Origin of the sequence: Mycobacterium gordonae (genome assembly GCF_001417955.2) — a bacterium.
GTDB classification, from domain to species: Bacteria; Actinomycetota; Actinomycetes; order Mycobacteriales; family Mycobacteriaceae; genus Mycobacterium; species Mycobacterium gordonae_B.
This window is the reverse complement of the sequence record NZ_LKTM01000223.1, coordinates 115,609-136,133: the sequence shown is the minus strand read 5'-3', so window position 1 is coordinate 136,133 and position 20,525 is coordinate 115,609. Positions and strand designations below refer to the sequence as shown.

Sequence of the window (20,525 nt, the reverse complement as noted above, 5' to 3'; positions counted from 1 at the left end):
GGCTGTCGACCAGGTTGCCGCCGGGAGTACGCGACGCGAAATCTGTTCGCGCTAGGAATCGGCCTTATTCAGCCGCTTGTCCAGCACGGCCAACAGGATCAACGCCCCCGCACCGATCAACCACGCCACCACCGCGATCGAGCCCGCCGGAATGATCGCCAGACCGGCGTTGCGATGCTGGACCCGCACCAGGTTGGGGTCCTTTTTGTTGTACTCGACGTAGATCCGCATGCCGGTGGCCAATTCGGACGGGTAGAGCACGCCGAGTTCCGGCCGGTACGTGACGCGATCCGGGGTCACGAACTCGATGGTGGAACGCCGCGGCCCGGCACTGAGCACCTCGGCCTGCGCGACCCCCATGTTGCGTTTGATCGCCAGGTCATTGCGCCACGCGCCGGCCACCAACAACACCGACTGCAGGGTGACCAGAAGTATGACGATCAGCACGGTTATCCGGGCCCAGCGCACCACCCTCCTGGCCCGGGTGTCCGGCAGTTCCTCGCTGGTGCCGTGAATCAGGATGCGCAACAGGTCTTTCGGCGATCTGGCGAGTCTTCTCACAAAGCGGCCTTGATGGCTGCGTGGAGTCGCCGCAACGACGACCGGTCCGCCTTGACCTCCAATACCCGCATGCCGGCGCCCGGTTCGTCGAGGGCGGCGGCCAACTGGTCGACCTCGATCTGGCGGCTCTCTACGTGGTAAGCGCGGCACAGCGCGCCCACGTCGACGTCGTGCGGGGTGCCGAATACCCGTGCGGACACGTCCGAGAACCTCGGATCGCCCTGCTCGAGCAGTTCGAAGATGCCGCCGCCGTTGTCATTGGACACCACGATGGTCAGCTGCCGCGGGGTCGGTTCGGTGGGTCCGATCAGCAGCCCCGAACTGTCGTGGACGAAGGTGAGGTCGCCGATGAGCGCAACGGTGCGGGGTGGGTCATCGGTGTTGCCGACGCGCTCGAACGCGAGCGCTGCCCCGATGATGGTGGACACGGTGCCGTCGATTCCAGCGACTCCGCGGTTGGAGCGCACCTGGATGCCCTGGGTGTTCAGCCCGACCAGGGCGGCGTCGCGCACCGGGTTCGACGCCCCCAATACCAGCTGGTCGCCGGGTCGCAGCGCGTCGGCGACCGCGGCGGCGACGTGCAGGCCGGTGGTGAGCGGGTGCTCGGCCAGCTGGGTGCGCACCGCGGTGACAGCCTGCCGATTGACTTCGGCGCAGCGGCGCAGCCAGGCCGGGTTGGGCGTGCCGGACGTGACCGCCCGGGTGCCGGTGGCCTGCGAGTTGCCCGAGACGTCGGGCCAGCGGGGTCCCGTCGTCAGCGCGAATACCGGCACTGCGGGGTCGGCCAGCAGCGCCGACACCGGGCGGTGCAGCGTGGGGCGGCCCAGCATGATCACCTGCTGAGGCCGCAACAGCGGCAGCGCCAGCGGATGCAGCGGGTTGGCGGCCGGCGGCGCCGTCGGCTCGGCGACCGTCGGCAACGCCGCGAGGTTGGGGTGCGCGCCGGCGCCGTGGCCGGCGATGACGACCGTGTCCGGCGTGAGGTCGATGTCCAGCGGTTGGTCGAACGTGACCGGCGGGGTGTAGGTCCACGGCTTACCACCGGGGCGGCCGGCCGGAACGGGCGCGTTCAGGTGCTCGGCATCGGGCACCAGAGGTTCGCGCAACGGGATGTCGAAGTGCACCGGCCCGGCGTTCGCGGTGCGAGAACCCATGGCGGCCACCAACACTCGGCAGGTCGCCGAACGCCAGGTGGCATTGAGAGCGGGCAACCGCTCGGCCGCATCCTCGGCCAGGCCGAGACTGATGGTGGCCCGCACCTGCGAGCCGAAGTAGCCGAGTTGCTCCATGGTCTGGTTGGCGCCGGTGCCCAGCAGTTCGTACGGCCTGTTGGCGGACAGCACGATCAGCGGCACCCGGGCGTAGTTGGCCTCGACCACGGCCGGCCCGAGGTTGGCGACCGCGGTCCCCGACGTCATGGCGATACACACCGGTGCGTTCGCCCCGATGGCCAGACCGATGGCGAGATAACCGGCGGTCCGTTCGTCGATGCGGACGTGCAGTCGTAGCCGGCCCGCCCGGTCGGCGTTCTGCAGCGCGAACGCCAGCGGCGCGTTGCGCGAGCCGGGACACAGCACCACGTCGCGGACGCCGCCGCGAATCAATTCATCGACGACGACGCGCGCCTGGGTCGTCGAGGGGTTCACCTCTACAGGGTGTCACAGCCCCGCGCGGTGTCGACTCTGCGTCCAGGGCGGCGACACGCCGATTAGGTGCGCCCTCGACGCAGTCTCGACGGCCTTCGGCAAGCGCCGAGTCAGGCCTTGGCCCCGCCGAAGAACTTCAGCATCGCGGCATTGACCGCCTCCGGCCGCTCCAGGAAACCGAGGTGCCCGGTGTCGGGGACCTGCAGGTAGCGGCCGTTGGGCAGCGCGTCGGCCACCTCGCGGCCCAGATAGGGCGGGGTGATCACGTCGTCGGAGAAACCGATCACCAGCACCGGCGCGGCGATGTTGCGGTAGGCGGGCAACCGGTTGGTCTGCGGGGCGATGTCGAGCTGGCAGCGATAGCCGGGAGTGAGCTTGGTCGGCCACATGCTGAACATGGCGATCCAGTCGGCGATGGCCGTGTCGTCGTTCAGGGTCTTGCGGGAAAAGTTCTCCACCAGGCGGGTTTTCGCGTCGTAGGTGGCGGGCAGGCCGACGCCTGCCGCGTCGAGGTCGGCCTCGGCCTGATGGAAGAACTGGCGGGTGCGGTCCAGCCGGCCACGGGTGGCCATCAGCACCGCCGAGCTGACCAGTTCGGACCGGACCACCATGAGTTCCTGGGCGATGTAGGAGCCCATCGACACCGCAACGATCCGCACCGGACCGACGCCCAGGGATTCGATCAGGGCCGCGGTGTCGGCGACCACGGTCGCAGTGGTGAAGCCTTCGGCGTTCTCGGTGGCCCCGATCCCGCGATTGTCGAAGGTCACACAGCGATATCCGGCGGCCAGGAATGCCGGGACCTGGTGCAGGTGCCAGGTGCGTCCGGCACCGCCGCGACCGGAGATGAAGACAACCGGCTCACCGGTCCCCTTGTCGTCGAAAGCCAGGTTGATCACCCGATCGACGGTACAAGCAACGGGTAGCAGGCCTTGACCCGGTCGATCCACCACTGTCGCCGATCCGCCGGCGCGCTCAACGCTTGGAGCCGGGCAGGATCGGGTGTCACCGGACCGACCGGAAGAAATCCGTCGACGGGCGCGACCGGATCGGTGACGTCGTCGACGAACAGCCGACCGGTGCCCAGTCCGCAGGCATGCCGCAGTTCCGGCAGGGCCGCCGCGGCGGCCAGGCCGTGGCCGATCCCCACGGCCGAGTCCAATGCGCTGGACACCACGATCGGGATGTCGATCTGCGCGGCGACCCGGAGCATCGCCGAAATGCCGCCCAGCGGAGCGACTTTGAGCACCGCAACATCGGCGGCGCCGGCACGGACCACCGCCAGCGGGTCGTCGGCCTTGCGGATGCTTTCGTCGGCGGCGATGGGCACGTCCACTTCGCGGCGCAACTCGGCGAGCTCGGCGACGCTGGCGCAGGGCTGTTCGACGTATTCAAGCGGACCGTCAGCGGTCAGCGCCGACACGGCCCGGGCGGCCTCCGGCACGCTCCAGCCGCCGTTGGCGTCGACCCGGACCGTCTGCACCAGCTCGCGGACCGCGTTGACGCGGTCGACGTCGTCGGCCAGGCCCTGTCCCGGCTCGGCGACCTTCACCTTGGCGGTGCGGGCGCCGGGGAATCGGGCCAGCACGTCGGGCACCTCGGCGGCTCTGACTGCGGGCACCGTGGCGTTGATGGGAATGCGGTCGCGTCTCGCCGGCGGGGGTTGCCGGTAGGCGGCTTCGATCGCCGAGGCCAGCCAGTGCGCGGCCTCGGGCGGTCCGTATTCGACGAAGGCGCCGAATTCGCCCCACCCGGCGGGGCCCTCGATCAATGCCAGTTCACGGGTGGTGATGCCACGAAACCGGACCCGCATCGGCAGCGCCACCACCTGCAGGCGGTCCAGCAGGTCCGGCAGGTCGGGAATCACTGCCCGTAGACCTGCCTACCGGCCAGGAAGGTGGCACGGACCTCGAGGTCGGCGATCTGCTCGGGAGGCACCGTGCGGGGGTCCGCCGACAGCACTACGAGGTCGGCATACTTACCAACCTCCAGCGAGCCGGTCACGTCGTCGGCGAAGAGCTGCCAGGCGGCGTCGATGGTCTGCGCGCGAATGGCCTGCTCGACCGTGAGCCGCTCCTCGGGTGCCAGCACCCGTCCGCTGGGGGCCACCCTGGTCGCGGCCACACTGATGTTGCGCAACGGCTCCTCGGGCGTCACAGGCGGGTCATTGTGCAGCGAGATCCGCATTCCGGTGGCCACCGCGGACCCGGCCGGCATCCAGCGCGAACCGCGTTCCTCCCCGAACAGCCCGTCGACGATGACGTCCCCCCAGTAGTGGATCTGGTCGACGAAGATGCTGCAGGTGACCCCGAGCGCGGCGGCGCGCCGCAGCTGCTCGGGGCGGATCGCGCCGACATGCTCGAGTCGCAGCCGATGGTCGTCGCGTGGGTGCTTGCGCAGGGCTTCTTCGTAGACGTCGAGGATGGTGTCCACACCGGCGTCACCCTGCACGTGGCAGGCCATCTGCCAGCCCAGTGGCAGATATGCGTCCACGATCTCGGTCAGCTGCTCGCGGGTGTAGTTGGCGCAGCCGCAGGAGCCCGGGGTGATGCCGGCCGAGCGGGTGGCGGCGGTGTCCAGGTACGGAAACGACAGCGCGATGTTGCCGATCCACGGCGAGCCGTCGACCCAGATCTTGATGCCGACCTGGCGCAGCATGTCGTCACCCTCGCCCGGCGTGGCTTGCGTGGACATCTGCGCATTGGAGACCTCGTAGGTGCGTAGCCGTACGGTCAGGTCGTTGCGCAGCTGCTCGACCACCGGCTTGAACTTGGGATCGAAGGCCATCTCGGAGCAGGTGGTCAGCCCGGCACGGTTGAGCCGGGCACACTCCGCGCGCAACATGTCCGGGTAGGCGCCGGCCTGGATCGCGCCACCCAACAACGGGAAGACGGCGCCGATCTCCTCGGCGGTGCCGTCGAGGTCGCCGTTGGCGTCGTGGCCGTACTTGGCGCCCTTGGGGTCGGGCGTGTCCCGCGTGAGGCCGTTGAGCTCCGCGGCGCGGGAGTTGAAGTACGCCTTGTGCCCGGAGTTGTGGATGATGACGAGCGGGCCGTCCGGTGCGATGTCATCCAGCCAGCTCAACGTCGGGTCGGGCAGCCCGGGTTGCAGCAGGGCGTCCCAACCGTTGAGGTAGGCGCCTTCGGCCCCCCGACGGGCGGCCTCCCGCCGGATCGTCTCGACCACATCGTCCGGGTCGCGGATGGTGACCGGGCGGATGTCGATGATCCGGTCCGAGAGCGCGATCGCCTCCATCAGAGGGTGACCGTGCGCCTCGATGAACCCGGGCATGACGCAGCCGTCGCCGAGGTCGATGGTCCGGGTGTCCGGTCCGGCGTGCTGCGCGACGTCGGCGCGGTCACCGACGGCGATGATCCGGCCGTCGGCGATGGCGAGCGCCTCGGCCGTGGGGCGGCGTTCGTCGACGGTGAGAACGGTTCCGGTGATGACGACATCTGCGGCACTCATGGGAGCAGACTCTACTGATCAAGGGCGCGGCGAAGCCGAATTGCAACACGTTCTAGTCTGAGGTTATGAGTGTCGATTTGTTGCGCAACCCGACCCACAACGGCCATCTGCTGGCGGGCGCACTCAAGCGCCACAAGAACCGGCCGGTGCTCTTCCTCGGCGACACCACGCTGACCGGTGGTCAGCTGGCGGAGCGGATCAGCCAGTACGTCCAGGCGTTCGAAGCGCTCGGCGCCGGTTCCGGCGTCATGGTCGGCCTGCTGTCCCTGAATCGCCCCGAGGTTTTGATGATTCTCGGAGCCAGCCAGACCCAGGGTTACCGGCGCACCGCCCTGCACCCGCTCGGCTCCCTCGATGACCACGCCTACGTGCTCAACGACTCCGGCGCCAGCGCGCTGATCATCGACCCCAACCCGATGTTCGTCGAGCGTGCGCTGGGGTTGCTGGAGAAGGTGGACTCGCTCAAGCAGATCCTGACCATCGGCCCGGTGCCGGAAGCGCTGCGGGGGGTGGCGGTCGACCTGTCCGCGGAGGCGGCCAAGTTCGAGCCCAAGCCGCTGGTGGTCGCCGATCTGCCGCCGGACAACATCGGGGGCATGGCCTACACCGGTGGCACCACCGGCAAGCCCAAGGGCGTCATCGGCACGACCGGCAACATCGCCGCGATGACCCAGATCCAGCTGGCGGAATGGGAGTGGCCCGAGCACCCGCGGTTCCTGATGTGTACGCCGCTGTCCCACGCCGGCGCGGCGTTCTTCACCCCCACCGTGGTGAAGGGCGGCGAGATGGTCGTGCTGGCCAAGTTCGATCCGGCCGAGGTACTGAGAGTCATTGAGGAACAACGCATTACGGCCACCATGCTGGTGCCGTCGATGCTGTACGCACTGATGGACCACCCGGACTCGCACACCCGGGACCTGTCCTCGCTGGAGACGGTCTACTACGGCGCCTCGGCGATCAACCCGGTGCGGCTGGCCGAGGCGATCCGCCGCTTCGGCCCGATCTTCGCCCAGTACTACGGCCAGTCCGAGGCGCCGATGGTGATCACCTACCTGCCCAAGGCCGACCACGACGAGAAGCGGCTGACCTCGTGCGGACGCCCCACGCTGTTCGCCCGGGTGGCGCTGCTGGGCGAGGACGGCAACCCGGTAGCGCAGGGCGAGCCTGGCGAAATCTGTGTCAGTGGGCCACTTTTGGCGGCCGGTTACTGGAACAAGCCGGAGGCGACGGCCGAGGCCTTCAAGGACGGCTGGCTGCACACCGGGGACATGGCCCGCGAGGACGAGGACGGCTTCTACTTCATCGTCGACCGGGTCAAGGACATGATCGTGACCGGTGGCTTCAACGTCTTCCCGCGCGAGGTGGAGGACGTGATCGCCGAACACCCGGCTGTCGCACAGACGTGTGTGGTCGGCACTCCCGACGAGAAGTGGGGTGAGGCCGTCACGGCGGTGGTGGTGCTGCGCGCCGACGCGGCACGCGACGAAGCGTCGATCGAGACGATGACGGTCGAGATCCAGGCCGCGGTCAAGGAGCGCAAGGGCTCGGTGCAGTCGCCCAAGCGGGTGGTCGTCGTCGACGCGCTGCCGTTGACCGGGCTGGGCAAGCCCGACAAGAAGGCCGTGCGTGCGCAGTTCTGGGAGGGCGCCGGCCGCGCGGTGGGCTAATCGGTGCGCCGAGCGTGAAGCTGGCCGCACGTTCGCGGCCCAACGTGAAGCTGTCTTCACGTTGGGCGAGGGTGGCTACGCTGGCGGGCATGAGTGAGCGCAGTCAGCCGTCGGTGAAACCGCCCTGGTGGCTCAAGCCACTCAACAAGGTCTTCATCCAGATGTCGAAGCTGGGGATGAACTTCGGCGGGGAAAGCCCGGTCGTACTGACGGTGCCCGGCCGCAAGTCCGGCAAGCCCCGTTCGACGCCGGTCACCCCGATGACGCTGGACGGCAAACAGTATGTGGTGGCCGGCTTTCCGGGTGCCGACTGGGTGAAGAACGTCAGGGCCGCGGGCGAAGTCACGCTGACCCGTGGCCGTCACAGCGATCGTGTCCGGATGGTGGAACTCTCGGCCACGGAGGCCAGGCCGGTCCTGCGGGCATTCCCCACCGAAGTGCCGACCGGTGTCGGCTTCATGAAGCGTTCTGGCCTCGTCCAGGACGGGCGCCCCGAAGAGTTCGAAGCACTCGCCGGGCGCTGTGCGGTTTTTCGTTTCGACGCATGATGCTGCGGTTGCTTATCGCCGTCGCGGTTGCGGCTTGTCTGGTGGCGGTGCCGCGAGCGACCGCTGCTGCAGGATGCCCGCCCGGCGGTGCCCCGGTGCCACCGGGTGCCGCCACCCGGCAGATCAGCGACGTCGACGGGGACGGCCTGCCCGACACCTTGTGGGTGGGCAAATGGCAGAGCCCGGACGGTGCCATGACCCGCGCCGTCGGCATCGCCACCGCCAGCGGGGCCGACAGCCACGTTCCGGTCGTATCGGCGAGTCCGATACCGTTGCGCGCCTTGGCAATTGATGCACAGAACGGTCACCAGGTGATCGCCAGTGTGGGCCGCAGCGCGCCTCTGTTCGCGTTCGCCGACTGCCGGTTGCAAACCGTTTTGGACAGCCACTACGGCAGGCCATTCGTCTTCGATCTGGAGAACCTGGCGGGCAACGGCACCGGCGTGGGGTGTAGCGAGACCGGCGGCGAACGTCACCTAGTCGCACTCCAGGTCGCACTGCAGGCGCTGGAAAGCGGCGGCCAGTGGACCGTGCGGCGCACCGAGATCGACCTGAACGGGCTGCGGGCCGCTACCGGCGCGTCCGATACCCTGACGGCCACGTCCGCGCAGGACCCCGCGGTGACGACTGCCCAGACGATCAGTTGCGGCGAGCGCACAATCGACCAGGATGGAGTCCAAGAGCCTTGAGTGACAACCCCTTTGACAAGACTCAGTGGCGACCCGTCGACGGCTTCGACGATCTGACCGACATCACGTACCACCGACATGTGAGCGACGCGACGGTGCGGGTGGCGTTCAACCGCCCTGAGGTACGTAACGCGTTTCGTCCGCACACCGTCGACGAGCTGTACCGGGTGCTCGACCATGCGCGGATGTCGCCAGACGTGGGAGTGGTGTTGTTGACCGGCAACGGGCCCTCACCCAAGGACGGTGGCTGGGCGTTCTGCTCCGGTGGCGACCAGCGCATCCGCGGGCGCAGCGGCTACCAGTACGCCAGCGGCGAAACGGCGGACACCGTGGACGCCGCACGCGCCGGCAGGCTGCACATCCTCGAGGTGCAGCGGCTGATCCGGTTCATGCCGAAGGTGGTGATCTGTCTGGTCAACGGATGGGCTGCCGGAGGCGGGCACAGCCTGCACGTCGTCTGCGACCTCACCCTGGCCAGTCGCGAACACGCGCGCTTCAAGCAGACCGACGCCGACGTCGGCAGCTTCGACGGCGGGTACGGCAGCGCCTACCTGGCCCGCCAGGTGGGTCAGAAGTTCGCGCGCGAGATCTTCTTCCTGGGCCGCACGTACACCGCGGAGCAGATGCACCACATGGGTGCGGTCAACGAGGTCGTCGACCACGCCGATCTGGAAGCGGTGGCCGTGCAGTGGGCCGCGGAGATCAACGCGAAATCGCCTCAGGCACAACGGATGCTGAAGTTCGCCTTCAACCTGCTCGACGACGGCCTGGTGGGTCAGCAGTTGTTCGCCGGGGAGGCCACCCGGTTGGCGTACATGACCGACGAGGCCGTCGAGGGACGCGACGCGTTCCTGGAGAAGCGGCCGCCGGACTGGAGCCCTTTCCCGCGGTACTTCTGAACTGTGACGGAGGCTGCACTTTTGAATCCAAAATACGAAGCCAGGTAAGCCAGAAAAGCGCGGGAATGGTCACCGGAAACGCTCTCATCAGGTTGAACAATTCTGCTTTTCATGAGAGCGGTTACCCGCCATAATCACGCGGTGATTACGAGCCGAGCGCGAGTGACACTCGCTTTTCTGTTGTCGCTGACCTCGTTTCTGGCCATTCCGCATGCCGTGGCGGACCCGGCGCAGGGCGCACACATCACCGACGTACAGCACGTCACCGACCGCTGGGACAAGGTGTCGGTGTACTCCCCCGCGATGGACAAAGTCATCGTCAACGACGTCTTTGTCGCGCCTCGATCCGGGGCGCCGACGTTCTATCTGCTGCCTGGCATCGATGGCGGCGACAACCTCGATCCCGGCGCGAGCTTCGGACCGGGAGCCAAGAGCTGGTTCGGGATGACCGACATCCCGGGCTTCTTCGCCAACAAGAACGTCAACGTCGTCTCGCCACTCGGCGGACAGTTCAGCTGGTGGACCGATTGGGTCGGCGATCCGGGCAAGCAGTACCAGACCTACATGACGCGGGAGCTCCCGCCGCTGATCAACTCGATGTACCACACCAACGGCCGAAACGCCGTCGGCGGACTGTCCAGCACCGGGGGAACGGCGATCGACTACGCCGTGCAGGCGCCCGGCGTTTTCCAGGCCGTCGCCTCGTACAGCGGGCTCCCTGCACCGTCAGACAGCCCCCAGCAAGTCGCGCTGACCCTGTCGGGTGGCGGTGCCAGTGCCGAGGCGATGTGGGGGCCGCTCGGCGGACCCCTGTGGGTGGCCCATGACCCGTCGAAGAACATCGGCAAGCTGCGAGGAGTCGCCGTATACGCCGCCGCGTCCGGCGGCGGGCAGGGCGCGGTCGACCGCCTGCCGGACGGTTTCGGCAACAACTTCGCCGGCGGACTCATCGAGGGCATCGTCGCGTCCAACACCAAGGCATTCGCCGACGCGGCGGCGGCAGGCGGGCTGCCCATCACCTACGTCGTCCGGCCCGAGGGCTCCCATACGTGGGGCCTGTTCGAGTCGGAGATGCAGGAATCGTGGAACACCACCGTCGGGCGTGCGCTCGGAGTCGGCTGACACCGTCTCGCGCACCGGATGTCGGGGGGCGGTAGCCATCCGCTGTGCCGAAAGACACCCGCCCTAGACTCGCGCCGTGAGCAAGAGTCCGCTGCGCCGGTTGACCGATCAGATCGTGCTGGCCAGCATGCGCCCGCCAGTGACGCCTCAGGTGCTGCTCAATCGGCCGGCGATCAAACCCATCGACCTGCGGGGCAAGCGCGTCCTGCTCACCGGCGCCTCGTCGGGCATCGGTGAGGCAGCTGCCGAACAGTTCGCCGAGCGCGGCGCCACCGTCGTCGTCGTCGCCAGGCGTCGGGACCTGCTGGACGAACTGGCCCACCGGATCACCACCGCGGGTGGAACCGCGATGTCCATCCCCTGCGACTGCTCCGATATGGACGCCATCGACGCCTTGGTCGCCGACGTCGAACAGCGCATCGGCGGCATCGACATCCTGATCAACAATGCCGGCCGGTCCATCCGCCGGCCACTGGCCGAATCGCTGGAACGCTGGCACGACGTCGAACGCACCATGGTGCTCAACTACTACGCGCCGCTGCGCCTGATGCGCGGGCTCGCGCCCGGCATGATCGAGCGCGGCGACGGCCACATCATCAACGTCTCCACCTGGGGTGTGCTCAACGAGGCCGCTCCGTTGTTCTCGGTCTACAACGCATCCAAGGCCGCGTTGACCTCGGTCACCCGGATCGCTGAAACGGAGTGGGGCCCCAGGGGCGTGCACTCCACAGCCCTCTACTACCCGCTGGTGGCCACCCCGATGATCGCTCCGACCAAGGCCTACGACGGAATGCCTGCGCTGACCTCAGAAGAGGCGGGCGAATGGATGATCACCGCGGCCCGTACCCGGCCTGTACAGATTGCGCCGCGGATGGCCATCGCGGCCAAGGCGCTGAACACCGTCGGCCCCCGCTGGGTCAACACCCTGATGCAGGCCCGCAACAACCACCAAGGCTGAGCCGAGGAGGGTGCCATGACCGACATCTGGACCACCATCGCCGCCGAGCGCGGCGCCCTGGCCGACGACCTGGCCGTCCTGACCCCCGCGCAATGGGACGCGCCCTCCCTGTGCGCCAAGTGGACGGTCCGTGACGTCGTCGCCCACCTGTCTGCCACCGCGTCGATGACCCCGGCGAAGTTCTTCGCCGGCATCGCCAAGGCGGGTTTCAGCTTCGCCAAGTTCTCCAACGGACAGCTCGATGAGCACTGCGGGCCCGATCCGGCGGCTACGCTCGCCGACTTCCGCGGCCTGGTGCACTCGACCTCCGCCCCGCCCGGTCCCAAGGTCTCCTGGCTGGGCGAGATCGTCATCCACGGCGCCGACATCCGGCGCCCGCTGGGCATCGCGCATACCTACCCGACCGAAGCCCTCCGCCAGGTGATCGAGTTCTACAAAGGTTCCAACATGCTCAGCGGCGCCAAGAAGCGGATCGCCGGTCTGTCGCTGCGCGCCATCGACGACGACTGGCAACACGGGCAGGGCGAAGCGGTCGAAGGCCCCTTGCTGTCGCTGCTGCTGGCGATGACCGGCCGGGCCGCGGCCTGCGACGATCTCAGCGGCCCCGGCGTGGCGACCCTGCGCAACCGGTGCTAGACACGAACACATGGAGATCCTGGCCAGCCGGATGCTGCTCCGACCGGCGGACTATCAACGCTCGCTGGCCTTCTACCGCGACGAGATCGGGCTGGCAATCGCCCGCGAGTACGGTGCGGGCACAGTGTTTTTCGCCGGCCAGTCGTTGCTGGAACTGACCGGCTACGACGAGCCGGACCATTCCCGGGGACCCTTTCCCGGCGCGCTGTGGCTGCAGGTGCGCGACCTGTACGCAACCCAGGACGAGCTGCGCGGCCGGGACGTGCCGATCGCCCGTGAGGCCCGCCAGGAACCGTGGGGTCTGCACGAGATGCACGTGACCGACCCCGACGGCGTCACCCTGATTTTCATCCAGGTTCCGCAAGGTCATCCGCTGCGCACCGACACCCGGCAGTGAGCGGGGACGAACCGAAGATGAACTGCTAGGTAACATCTGGCGACGACTCGCGATATTCCTGCATTTCCCCTAGTCATCCGTTCGACAAGGGTTACTCCGACCACAAGAATCAGGGCCTGTGAACATTCAGCTGTTCCTCTTGATCATCGTCGTGATCACCGCACTCGCATTCGACTTCACCAACGGCTTCCACGACACCGGTAACGCCATGGCGACCTCCATCGCCAGTGGCGCGCTGGCGCCGAAGGTTGCGGTCGCGCTCTCGGCGGTGCTCAACCTGATCGGCGCATTCCTGTCCACGGCGGTGGCGGCAACCATCGCCAAGGGGTTGATCGACGCCAACCTGGTGACACTGGAGTTGGTGTTCGCCGGCCTGGTGGGCGGCATCGTCTGGAATTTGCTCACCTGGTTGCTCGGCATCCCCTCGAGCTCCTCGCACGCACTGATCGGTGGCATCGTCGGTGCCACCATCGCTGCCGTCGGCGGACACGGGGTGATCTGGAAGGGCGTGATCTCCAAGGTCCTCATCCCTGCCGTGATCGCCGCGCTGCTGGCGATCGTCGTCGGCGCGGCAGCCACCTGGCTGGTCTACCGGATCACCCGCGGCACCTCGGACGAGCGCACCGAGGCGGGTTTCCGGCGCGGGCAGATCGGGTCGGCGTCGCTGGTCTCGCTGGCCCACGGCACCAACGACGCGCAAAAGACGATGGGCGTGATCTTCCTGGCCCTGATGTCCTACGGGTCGGTCAGCAAGACGGCCTCCATGCCGCCGCTGTGGGTCATCGTGTGCTGCGCGCTGGCCATGGCCGGCGGCACCTACCTGGGCGGCTGGCGGATCATCCGCACCCTGGGCAAGGGACTGGTCGAGATCAAGTCGCCGCAAGGCATGGCCGCCGAATCATCCTCGGCCGCAGTCATTCTGCTGTCGGCCCACTTCGGCTATGCGCTGTCCACCACACAGGTCTGCACCGGCTCGGTGCTGGGCAGCGGCGTGGGCAAGCCGGGCGCCGAGGTCCGCTGGGGAGTGGCCGGCCGGATGGCGACCGCGTGGCTGGTGACGCTGCCGCTGTCAGGCTTGGTCGGTGCGGTCACCTACTGGATCGTGCACCTCATCGGCGGGTACCCCGGTGCGATCGTCGGCTTCGCGATGCTGGTCGCGGTCGCGGCCACCATCTACCTGCGGTCGCGCCGGGTGAAGGTCGACCACAAGAACGTCAACGCCGACTGGGAGGGCCACCTGACGGCCGGGCTGGACAGCGCGGACGAGCACGAACTGTCGCCGCCCCCACCGCCGCCCAGTCCGATGCCACCGAGTCCGCCGACACCGCCGACACGTCAGTACGGCTCCGACGGCCAGATCCCCGCTCGGAACGCGTCATGAACGCCTGGTTCAACTACGAAGCCACGTTGAAAATCCTGCTTTTCAGCCTGCTGGCGGGTGCGGCCCTGCCCGGATTGTTCGCCCTGGGCGTGCGGCTTCAGGCCGCCGGCGGGGGCACCCTCAACGCGGGCGGCACCGAAGGACGGCACCGCCCGATGCTGACCGCCATCGCCTGGCTGATCTACGCGGTGGTTCTCGTGGTGGTCGTCCTGGGCGTGCTCTATATCGCCAGGGACTTCATCGCCCACCACACTCACTACCCGTTCCTGGGCGCCAAACCGTAACGCGAAGTTCCTCGTCAACCGCGTTTCGGCGATGGTCAGGGGGGTAAGTTGATCGCACTATGAACCGTTTTCTCAGTTCGATCGTCTCGTGGCTGCGCGCGGGGTATCCGGACGGCATTCCGCCGACGGATTCCTTCGCCGTGCTGGCATTGCTGGCCCGCCGCCTGACCAACGACGAGATCGTCACGGTGGCCAACGAATTGATGCAGCGCGGCGAACTCAACATCGACAAGATCGACATCGGCGTCGCGATCACCCAGCTCACCGACGAACTGCCGTCGCCCGATGACGTCGAGCGCGTCCGTAAGCGATTGGCCGCCCAGGGTTGGCCCCTGGATGACGTGCGCGACAACGGGGACCACGCATAGCCGTCCTGCGGGCACTGGGGGTCGCACCGGGTTCGGCGACCCGGCAGCTGCTACCCGCGTTGCAGCGGGTGCTCGACGGCACTGATTCCGCGCTGGTCGTCTCTCCCGAGCACGCCCTGGATTCCACGGTTCGCGGCCTGCGTGTCGGGGAAGAGATCGACGAGGACGTCGCCCTGGTGGTGACGACGTCGGGAACCACCGGCGCACCCAAGGGTGCGCTGCTGACAGCCGCGGCCCTGCGGGCGAGCGCGTCGGCGACCTACCGGCACCTCGGCGGACCCGGACGCTGGGTGCTGGCCATACCGCCGTATCACATCGCCGGCCTGCAAGTGCTGATCCGCAGCCTGCTGGCGGGATCGGAACCGGTCGAACTCGATGTCTCGACCGGCTTCGACGTTACTGAATTGCCTGGCGCCATAGCGCGTTTGGGATCCGGGCGGCGGTACACCTCACTGGTCGCCGCCCAGCTGGCCAAGGCGCTGGCCGATCCTGCCGCCACGGCCGCGCTGGCCGAGCTGGACGCCATCCTGCTCGGCGGCGGGCCGGCGCCACGACCGGTGCTCGATGCCGCGGCCGCTGCCGGTGTCTCGGTGGTACGCACCTACGGAATGAGCGAGACCGCCGGCGGCTGCGTCTACGACGGCATCCCACTGGACGGGGTGAAACTGCGGGTGCACAATGACGGCCGGATCGCGCTGGGTGGCGCCACGCTGGCCAGAGGCTACCGCAACCCGGTCGATCCGAATCCGTTCGAAGACGGCTGGTTTCTCACCGATGACCTTGGCTCCGTCGATGATTCGGGTGTCCTGACGGTGCTGGGCCGGATCGACGACGCGATCAGCACCGGCGGATTGACCGTGTTGCCGGGTCCGGTCGAGGCGGCCCTCTTCACCCATCCCGCCGTGGCGGACTGCGCGGTTTTCGGAGTTGACGACGCCCGGCTGGGCCAGCGGGTGGTCGCCGCAATTGTGCTGCAGGCCGTATCCGCAGCGCCGACCGTGCAGGAACTGCGGTCCCACGTCGCGCGCGCCCTGGACGCCACTGCCGCACCGCGGGAGTTGCATGTGGTCTCCGAGCTCCCGCGCCGGGGCATCGGGAAGGTCGACCGCCGGGCGTTGGCGCAACACTTCGGTCAATAGGCTGCTTTCTTTCAATAGGCTGCTGGTGTGAAGATCGCGCGCCGGGAAACCCTCGCGGTGGCGTCCGCGGCCGTACTGGTGGCTGCGGCGTTCGTGCTGCCACGGATGAACGTCGGCGTCAAGCCGCGCTCCGATATCGGGTTGGAGCGGTTCGCGATGCGCGCCGGCGCCGCTCCGATATTCGGCTACTGGGATATCCACTTCAGTTGGGGAACCGCGGCGGCGATTGCCATCGCGGCTGCCGTGGTGTTGTGGGGTCCCGTTGTGGCGCAACGACTTTCCTGGCGAGCGCTGCTGTTCGGCAGCTGGGCGACTTCGGCCGCGTGGGCGTTGTCGCTGGCGCTGATCGACGGCTGGCAGCGCGGCTTCGCAGGTCGCCTGACCACCCGGGACGAATACCTGTGGGAAGTGCCTGGCATCACCGACATCCCAGCGACGCTGCGCACCTTCGCGAGCCGGATCGTCGACTTCCAGCCGCATTCGTGGACCACACACGTCTCCGGCCATCCGCCTGGCGCGCTGCTGACGTTCGTGTGGCTGGACCGCATCGGCCTGCACGGCGGCGCCTGGGCCGGGCTGTGGTGCCTGCTGGTCGGTTCCAGCGCGGCCGCCGCCGTACTCGTCGCCGTCCGCGCCCTGGCCGGCGAGCAGATGGCACGCCGCGCGGCCCCGTTCGTCGCGGTGGCCCCCACGGCGATCTGGGTCGCGGTATCGGCCGACGGGTACTTCGCCGGTGTGGCGGCCTGGGGTATCGCGCTGCTGGCGCTGGCGGTGCACGGCGGTGTCCGGTTCCCGGCCCTGGCCGGTGCCGCCGCGGGGCTGGTGCTCGGCTGGGGAGTCTTCCTCAGTTACGGCCTGGTGCTGATCGGGTTGCCGGCGCTGGCGGTGCTCGTTTCAGCCGCCGACTGGCGGGCGGCGTTGCGGGCGCTCGGGCCGGCGGTGCTGGCAGCGGTGGCGGTGGCGGCGACGTTCGCGGTTGCGGGTTTCTACTGGTTCGACGGCTATCACCTGGTGCAGCAACGCTATTGGCAGGGCATCGCCAAGGACCGGCCGTTCCAGTACTGGAGTTGGGCCAACCTGGCGTGCGTGGTGTGCTCGATCGGGTTCGGCTCGGTGGCGGGCGTCAGCCGGGTCTTCGACCTGGCCGCGATCCGTCGTCGCAGCGGCCTGCACCTGCTGTTGCTGGCCGTGCTGGCCGCCATCGTCTGCGCCGACCTGAGCATGCTGAGCAAGGCCGAGACCGAGCGGATCTGGCTGCCGTTCACCGTCTGGCTGACCGCGGCGCCGGCGCTGCTTCCGGTGCGCTCGCACCGGGCGTGGCTGGCGGTCAACGCGGCTGGGGCGCTGCTGTTGAACAGCGTGATCTTCACGAACTGGTAGCGACGCCTTCGGTGGCGCGAGCGAAGCGACTGGTGCGTCCGCACACCGCACGCACCCCTGCTACGTCGCCGATGACGTCGATATCGGCCAGCTCCGGCACCAGAGCCGCCTCAATACCCTTGTCCTGCAGCGCTTTACGCGTGATATTGCCGGTGTCGGACTGCGACATCGGGACGCCGCGAAGACACTGGGCGGCTTCCGGACTGCGCACCCCGAGCACCCACCAGCCACCGTCCTGCGCCATTCCGAGCACGGCCGGAGCTTCCAGCAACCGGCGCGCGCAGTCGGTCAGCAACTCGGCGCTGACTTGCGGCGTGTCCATCCCGATCTGCAGCACCGGATAGCCCGCGCTCGCCGCGTCGGCGTGGGCGTTGACCAGGCGCTCGGCGAAATCGTCGCCGCGCTGTTCGACGACGGTGAACGCGCCGAGCCGTTCCCGGAGCTCAGCTGTCCCGGCGGCATTGTCCAGATTGCCGGTCAGGGCGACCACTCGCGCGGCCACCGGGGCCGCGGCCACCGCGTCGAGCGTGTCGAGCAGCGCGGCGGCGGCTATCTCGGCGGCGACGCGGTTTCCGACCGTCGCCGCCAGCCGGGTCTTGGCCAGCCCAGGCTCGGGCGCTTTGGCGACCACCAGCACCGTGACCGGCAGAGTCACGAGATCACCTTCCAGAAGTCCAGAATCGCGGTGACGCTGCCCCGCAGCGACCCACTGACCTTGGACTTGCCGCCCGTCCGGGGACCGTAGCTGACATCGAGTTCGACAACTCGCCAGCCGGCGGCCGCCGCGCGAACCAGGAGTTCCAGCGGGTAGCCCGATCGCCGGTCCTCGACGCCGAGATCCAGCAGCGCCTGGCGCCGGGCCACCCGCATGGGCGCGATGTCGTGCACCGGTAGTCGGTGGCGGGTCCGCAGCCGCCAACTCATCACCACGGTGCCCACCCGGGCGACCCACGGCCAGTGCAGGCCGGCCACCGGGCGGCGCCGCCCGGTCACCATGTCGGCGCCGCCATCCAGTACGGCGACCAGTCTGGGCAGGTCGCCGGGGTCCATCGAGCCGTCGGCGTCGATCACCGCGACGATCGGCGTGGTGGCCGCGACCACACCCGCGTGCACCGCTGCGCCGTATCCGGCCCTCGACTCGGCGACCACCCGGGCACCATGGCGGGCGGCCACCGCGGCGGTCCCGTCGGTGCTGTTGTTATCCACCACGAGCGCCTGGTAACCGGCCGGGATGGCGGCCAGCACCGCGGGCAAGGACTCTTCCTCGTTCAGGCAGGGCAGAACGACGGTCACCTCAGACATGGGAACCCTGACGCCGCCGAATCAACTCACCGGGGACCGCTGCCGCCACTGCCGCCACTGCCGCCGGACGGCGGCTTGGGTGCCTGCTGAGTCGGTGGCTTCGGGGCCACGGTCTGCGGCGCCTGGGTTTGCGGTGCCTGAGTCCTGGGCTGCGGCGCCTGCGTGGGCTGCGGTGCATACGTCGGCTGCGGGGCCTGCGTGGGTTGCGGCGCCTGGGTCGGCTTGGGCGCCACGGTGGTGGGCTGCGGCGCATAGGTAGTAGGCGCGGAAGCAGCCGTAGTCGGCTGCGGCGCGTACGTCGTGGGCGGAGTAGTCACGGCCGCAGTCGTCGGCGGCGTCGTGGGTGGCGTGGTCGGCGGAGTGGTGTACTCCGTCGTCGGCGGAGTCGTCGGCGGCGTCACGATCGGCCAGGTCGGCATGCCGGGCTGCCAGCCCGGGTACGGCGGAATGAAGATCGGTACCGGCACGGGCGCCGGAACGGGGACCGGAGCGACGGGCTCAGGGACGGGTGCGGGAGCGGCGGGCGCCTGGCGCGGGATGTTCTGCACCGCGGGGATGCTGCCGCCCTGGAAACCCGCAGTGGGCAACTCGGGCGGCGGCGGGGGCACCGGTGCTTGCTGCTCGGTCGGCAGCAGCGGCATGAACTTGCCCGGCTGCGCGTTCTGGTGTCCCTCGACGGGCAGTGTGGACGCGGTCGGGCGGACGGTGACGGCCACCGCGACGGCCAGCGAGGCGAACCCGAGTACCGCAAACCCCATCACCGCGTTGCTGATCAGCAGTCGCCTGAGATTGTGCGGTTTCCCGCCGGCCGCTTCGGGGTCGTCCTCGTCGAACCCGTCGTCGAACTCGTCGTACTCATCGCCGTAATCGCCGAAGCCGTCGGTGTCGACCGGGAGGATGTCGTACTCGCTGGCCTGCGAATAAGCCAGTTGTTCATCCCCGCCGCCGGGTTGCCCCGCGTCGGGCGAGGACACGTACGCGGTCGCATCGCCCGGGACCTGCGCCGCCATGGTGGCGTCCGGGGAGGCGGTCGGGGCGGCCATCGTCGCATCGCCGGCAAAACCCTGATGCGCCATCGTCGCACCCAGTCCCGATGCGTCCGGAGACGAAGTGGGGCCACCACCGGGCCCGCCGGCCGACAACCCCGGTGCATCCGGGGACGCAGTGGGACCGCCGCCAGACAGCGACGGTTGCGCCATCGTCGCGGCCCATCCCGAGGCGTCCGGGGACGACGTCGGAGCACCACCGGGACCACCGGCCGACAGACCCGACGCATCCGGCGACGATGTGGGAGCGCCCCCGGGACCACCGCCCGCGAATCCCTGGTGCCCCCCCATCGGGGCATCGAGAGACGACCCGGCAACGCCCGCCGGACCGTCGGCAGGGATCACCGGGGCAGCCATCGTCGCGTCGGCCGCCGCCCCCTGCGCCAGCGCGAAGGTGGCGTCCGGCGGGATCTGCACACCCATGGTCGAAGCGGACTGCAAGTGGTCGGCGAACATCGCGGTCTGCTCGGGCGAGCTGCCCACGACCAGCACGTCGTCTGGGCTGCCGGCCTGCCCGGGAATCTGGGCCATCAACGTGTCGAACGTCGCACCCGGATCGTTCTCCACCGGTGTCGACGCCAGGATGGTCGGCGGCGCATCCGGATCTCCCGACACGGCCAGGCTCGCCGTCTGGTCGCCGATCAGCAGGACTGCCGCGGCGCCCCGGCCGGGGCCCAGCAGCGCCCCGGCCGCCTTAGACTCCGAAACCACCTGCACGTTGGGCACGCGGGCGTAGTCCAACGCCTGCCGCAGTTGGTCAGCCAGGTACTGGTCCGACCACACCAGGCGGGTGGCCACCAGCCGGTGGCCTTCGTCGGCCAGCAGCCGGTTGGTGCCGACCACGGTTTCGGTCAGGTCCGTGACAGGGTCACGCGACAGCTCGACCGTGGACTGGTCGAGCACCTGGTTACCGCGAGCGGCCGCCTCAACCAGAGCCAGGCGTGCGACCTGGCCGGTGACGGCCACCCCCAACACGACATCCATTTACGGCTCCCCTTCGGCTGGCTACCCCAGAACCAGCTAAGTCCCGGCAT

At 68.8% G+C, this 20,525-nt stretch carries 21 protein-coding genes; 13 read left to right on the top strand and 8 right to left on the bottom strand.

Annotated elements, in window-relative coordinates:
- Window positions 1-51: 51 nt before the first annotated feature.
- From AO501_RS16800 to AO501_RS16780, 5 genes are all read right to left on the bottom strand, one after another.
- Window positions 52-561, bottom strand: coding sequence for a DUF3592 domain-containing protein (locus AO501_RS16800; RefSeq protein WP_156452615.1), 510 nt, complete (start codon window positions 559-561; stop codon window positions 52-54).
- A complete protein-coding gene (gene menD / locus AO501_RS16795) occupies window positions 558-2,207 on the bottom strand; it encodes a 2-succinyl-5-enolpyruvyl-6-hydroxy-3-cyclohexene-1-carboxylic-acid synthase (RefSeq protein ID WP_055578771.1) in 1,650 nt (549 codons plus the stop codon). The genes AO501_RS16800 and menD overlap by 4 nt, the downstream gene beginning before the upstream one ends.
- 110 nt (window positions 2,208-2,317) lie before the next feature.
- The gene (locus AO501_RS16790; protein ID WP_055578770.1) at window positions 2,318-3,106 is read right to left on the bottom strand and encodes an alpha/beta fold hydrolase; all 789 of its coding nucleotides are present in this window, start codon (window positions 3,104-3,106) and stop codon (window positions 2,318-2,320) included.
- Window positions 3,103-4,020: an o-succinylbenzoate synthase gene (locus tag AO501_RS16785; RefSeq protein ID WP_371935024.1), complete on the bottom strand. Its 918-nt coding sequence runs from the start codon at window positions 4,018-4,020 to the stop codon at window positions 3,103-3,105. The genes AO501_RS16790 and AO501_RS16785 overlap by 4 nt, the downstream gene beginning before the upstream one ends.
- 50 nt (window positions 4,021-4,070) lie before the next feature.
- A complete protein-coding gene (locus AO501_RS16780; RefSeq protein ID WP_055578768.1) occupies window positions 4,071-5,675 on the bottom strand; it encodes an amidohydrolase in 1,605 nt (534 codons plus the stop codon).
- A 65-nt stretch (window positions 5,676-5,740) separates the two neighbouring features.
- On the opposite strand from AO501_RS16780, the gene fadD8 reads away from it, so the two are divergent.
- The 13 genes from fadD8 (at window position 5,741) to AO501_RS16715 (ending at window position 17,143) form a co-directional block, all read left to right on the top strand.
- On the top strand, window positions 5,741-7,342 hold the full coding sequence (gene fadD8, locus AO501_RS16775) for a fatty-acid--CoA ligase FadD8 (RefSeq protein ID WP_055578767.1): 1,602 nt from the start codon (window positions 5,741-5,743) through the stop codon (window positions 7,340-7,342).
- Window positions 7,343-7,431: 89 nt separating this feature from the next.
- Window positions 7,432-7,890, top strand: a complete 459-nt coding sequence (locus tag AO501_RS16770) for a nitroreductase family deazaflavin-dependent oxidoreductase (protein ID WP_055578900.1) — start codon at window positions 7,432-7,434, stop codon at window positions 7,888-7,890.
- Window positions 7,887-8,579: a hypothetical protein gene (locus tag AO501_RS16765; protein ID WP_055578766.1), complete on the top strand. Its 693-nt coding sequence runs from the start codon at window positions 7,887-7,889 to the stop codon at window positions 8,577-8,579. The genes AO501_RS16770 and AO501_RS16765 overlap by 4 nt, the downstream gene beginning before the upstream one ends.
- A complete protein-coding gene (locus AO501_RS16760; protein ID WP_055578765.1) occupies window positions 8,576-9,478 on the top strand; it encodes a 1,4-dihydroxy-2-naphthoyl-CoA synthase in 903 nt (300 codons plus the stop codon). The genes AO501_RS16765 and AO501_RS16760 overlap by 4 nt, the downstream gene beginning before the upstream one ends.
- A gap of 162 nt (window positions 9,479-9,640) precedes the next feature.
- Entirely contained in the window at window positions 9,641-10,600 is a 960-nt protein-coding gene (locus AO501_RS16755) for an alpha/beta hydrolase (RefSeq protein WP_055578764.1), read from the top strand.
- A gap of 76 nt (window positions 10,601-10,676) precedes the next feature.
- Window positions 10,677-11,558, top strand: a complete 882-nt coding sequence (locus AO501_RS16750; protein ID WP_055578763.1) for an SDR family oxidoreductase — start codon at window positions 10,677-10,679, stop codon at window positions 11,556-11,558.
- A 15-nt stretch (window positions 11,559-11,573) separates the two neighbouring features.
- Complete coding sequence (locus AO501_RS16745; RefSeq protein WP_055578762.1) at window positions 11,574-12,194, top strand: maleylpyruvate isomerase family mycothiol-dependent enzyme; 621 nt, start codon at window positions 11,574-11,576, stop codon at window positions 12,192-12,194.
- A 10-nt stretch (window positions 12,195-12,204) separates the two neighbouring features.
- Window positions 12,205-12,591, top strand: coding sequence for a VOC family protein (locus tag AO501_RS16740; protein ID WP_055578761.1), 387 nt, complete (start codon window positions 12,205-12,207; stop codon window positions 12,589-12,591).
- 118 nt (window positions 12,592-12,709) lie between these two features.
- A complete protein-coding gene (locus AO501_RS16735) occupies window positions 12,710-13,972 on the top strand; it encodes an inorganic phosphate transporter (RefSeq protein WP_055578760.1) in 1,263 nt (420 codons plus the stop codon).
- Window positions 13,969-14,256: a hypothetical protein gene (locus AO501_RS16730; RefSeq protein WP_055578759.1), complete on the top strand. Its 288-nt coding sequence runs from the start codon at window positions 13,969-13,971 to the stop codon at window positions 14,254-14,256. The genes AO501_RS16735 and AO501_RS16730 overlap by 4 nt, the downstream gene beginning before the upstream one ends.
- Before the next feature lie 59 nt (window positions 14,257-14,315).
- Window positions 14,316-14,624 carry a DUF3349 domain-containing protein gene (locus AO501_RS16725; protein WP_055578758.1) on the top strand — a complete coding sequence of 103 codons (309 nt, stop codon included), beginning with the start codon at window positions 14,316-14,318 and terminating at the stop codon, window positions 14,622-14,624.
- Window positions 14,625-14,692: 68 nt separating this feature from the next.
- Window positions 14,693-15,763: an o-succinylbenzoate--CoA ligase gene (gene menE / locus AO501_RS16720; RefSeq protein ID WP_055578757.1), complete on the top strand. Its 1,071-nt coding sequence runs from the start codon at window positions 14,693-14,695 to the stop codon at window positions 15,761-15,763.
- Between the two features lie 27 nt (window positions 15,764-15,790).
- Complete coding sequence (locus tag AO501_RS16715; RefSeq protein WP_055578756.1) at window positions 15,791-17,143, top strand: hypothetical protein; 1,353 nt, start codon at window positions 15,791-15,793, stop codon at window positions 17,141-17,143.
- Here AO501_RS16715 and AO501_RS16710 read toward each other — a convergent pair.
- The 3 genes from AO501_RS16710 to AO501_RS39430 are packed head-to-tail and all read right to left on the bottom strand — an operon-like array spanning window position 17,130 to window position 20,475.
- Entirely contained in the window at window positions 17,130-17,798 is a 669-nt protein-coding gene (locus AO501_RS16710; protein ID WP_055578755.1) for a TIGR04282 family arsenosugar biosynthesis glycosyltransferase, read from the bottom strand. The two genes, AO501_RS16715 and AO501_RS16710, sit on opposite strands and share 14 nt — an antisense overlap.
- Entirely contained in the window at window positions 17,795-18,445 is a 651-nt protein-coding gene (locus AO501_RS16705) for a glycosyltransferase family 2 protein (RefSeq protein WP_055578754.1), read from the bottom strand. The genes AO501_RS16710 and AO501_RS16705 overlap by 4 nt, the downstream gene beginning before the upstream one ends.
- Window positions 18,446-18,471: 26 nt before the next feature.
- A complete protein-coding gene (locus AO501_RS39430) occupies window positions 18,472-20,475 on the bottom strand; it encodes a hypothetical protein (protein ID WP_055578753.1) in 2,004 nt (667 codons plus the stop codon).
- Between the last annotated feature and the right edge of the window lie 50 nt (window positions 20,476-20,525).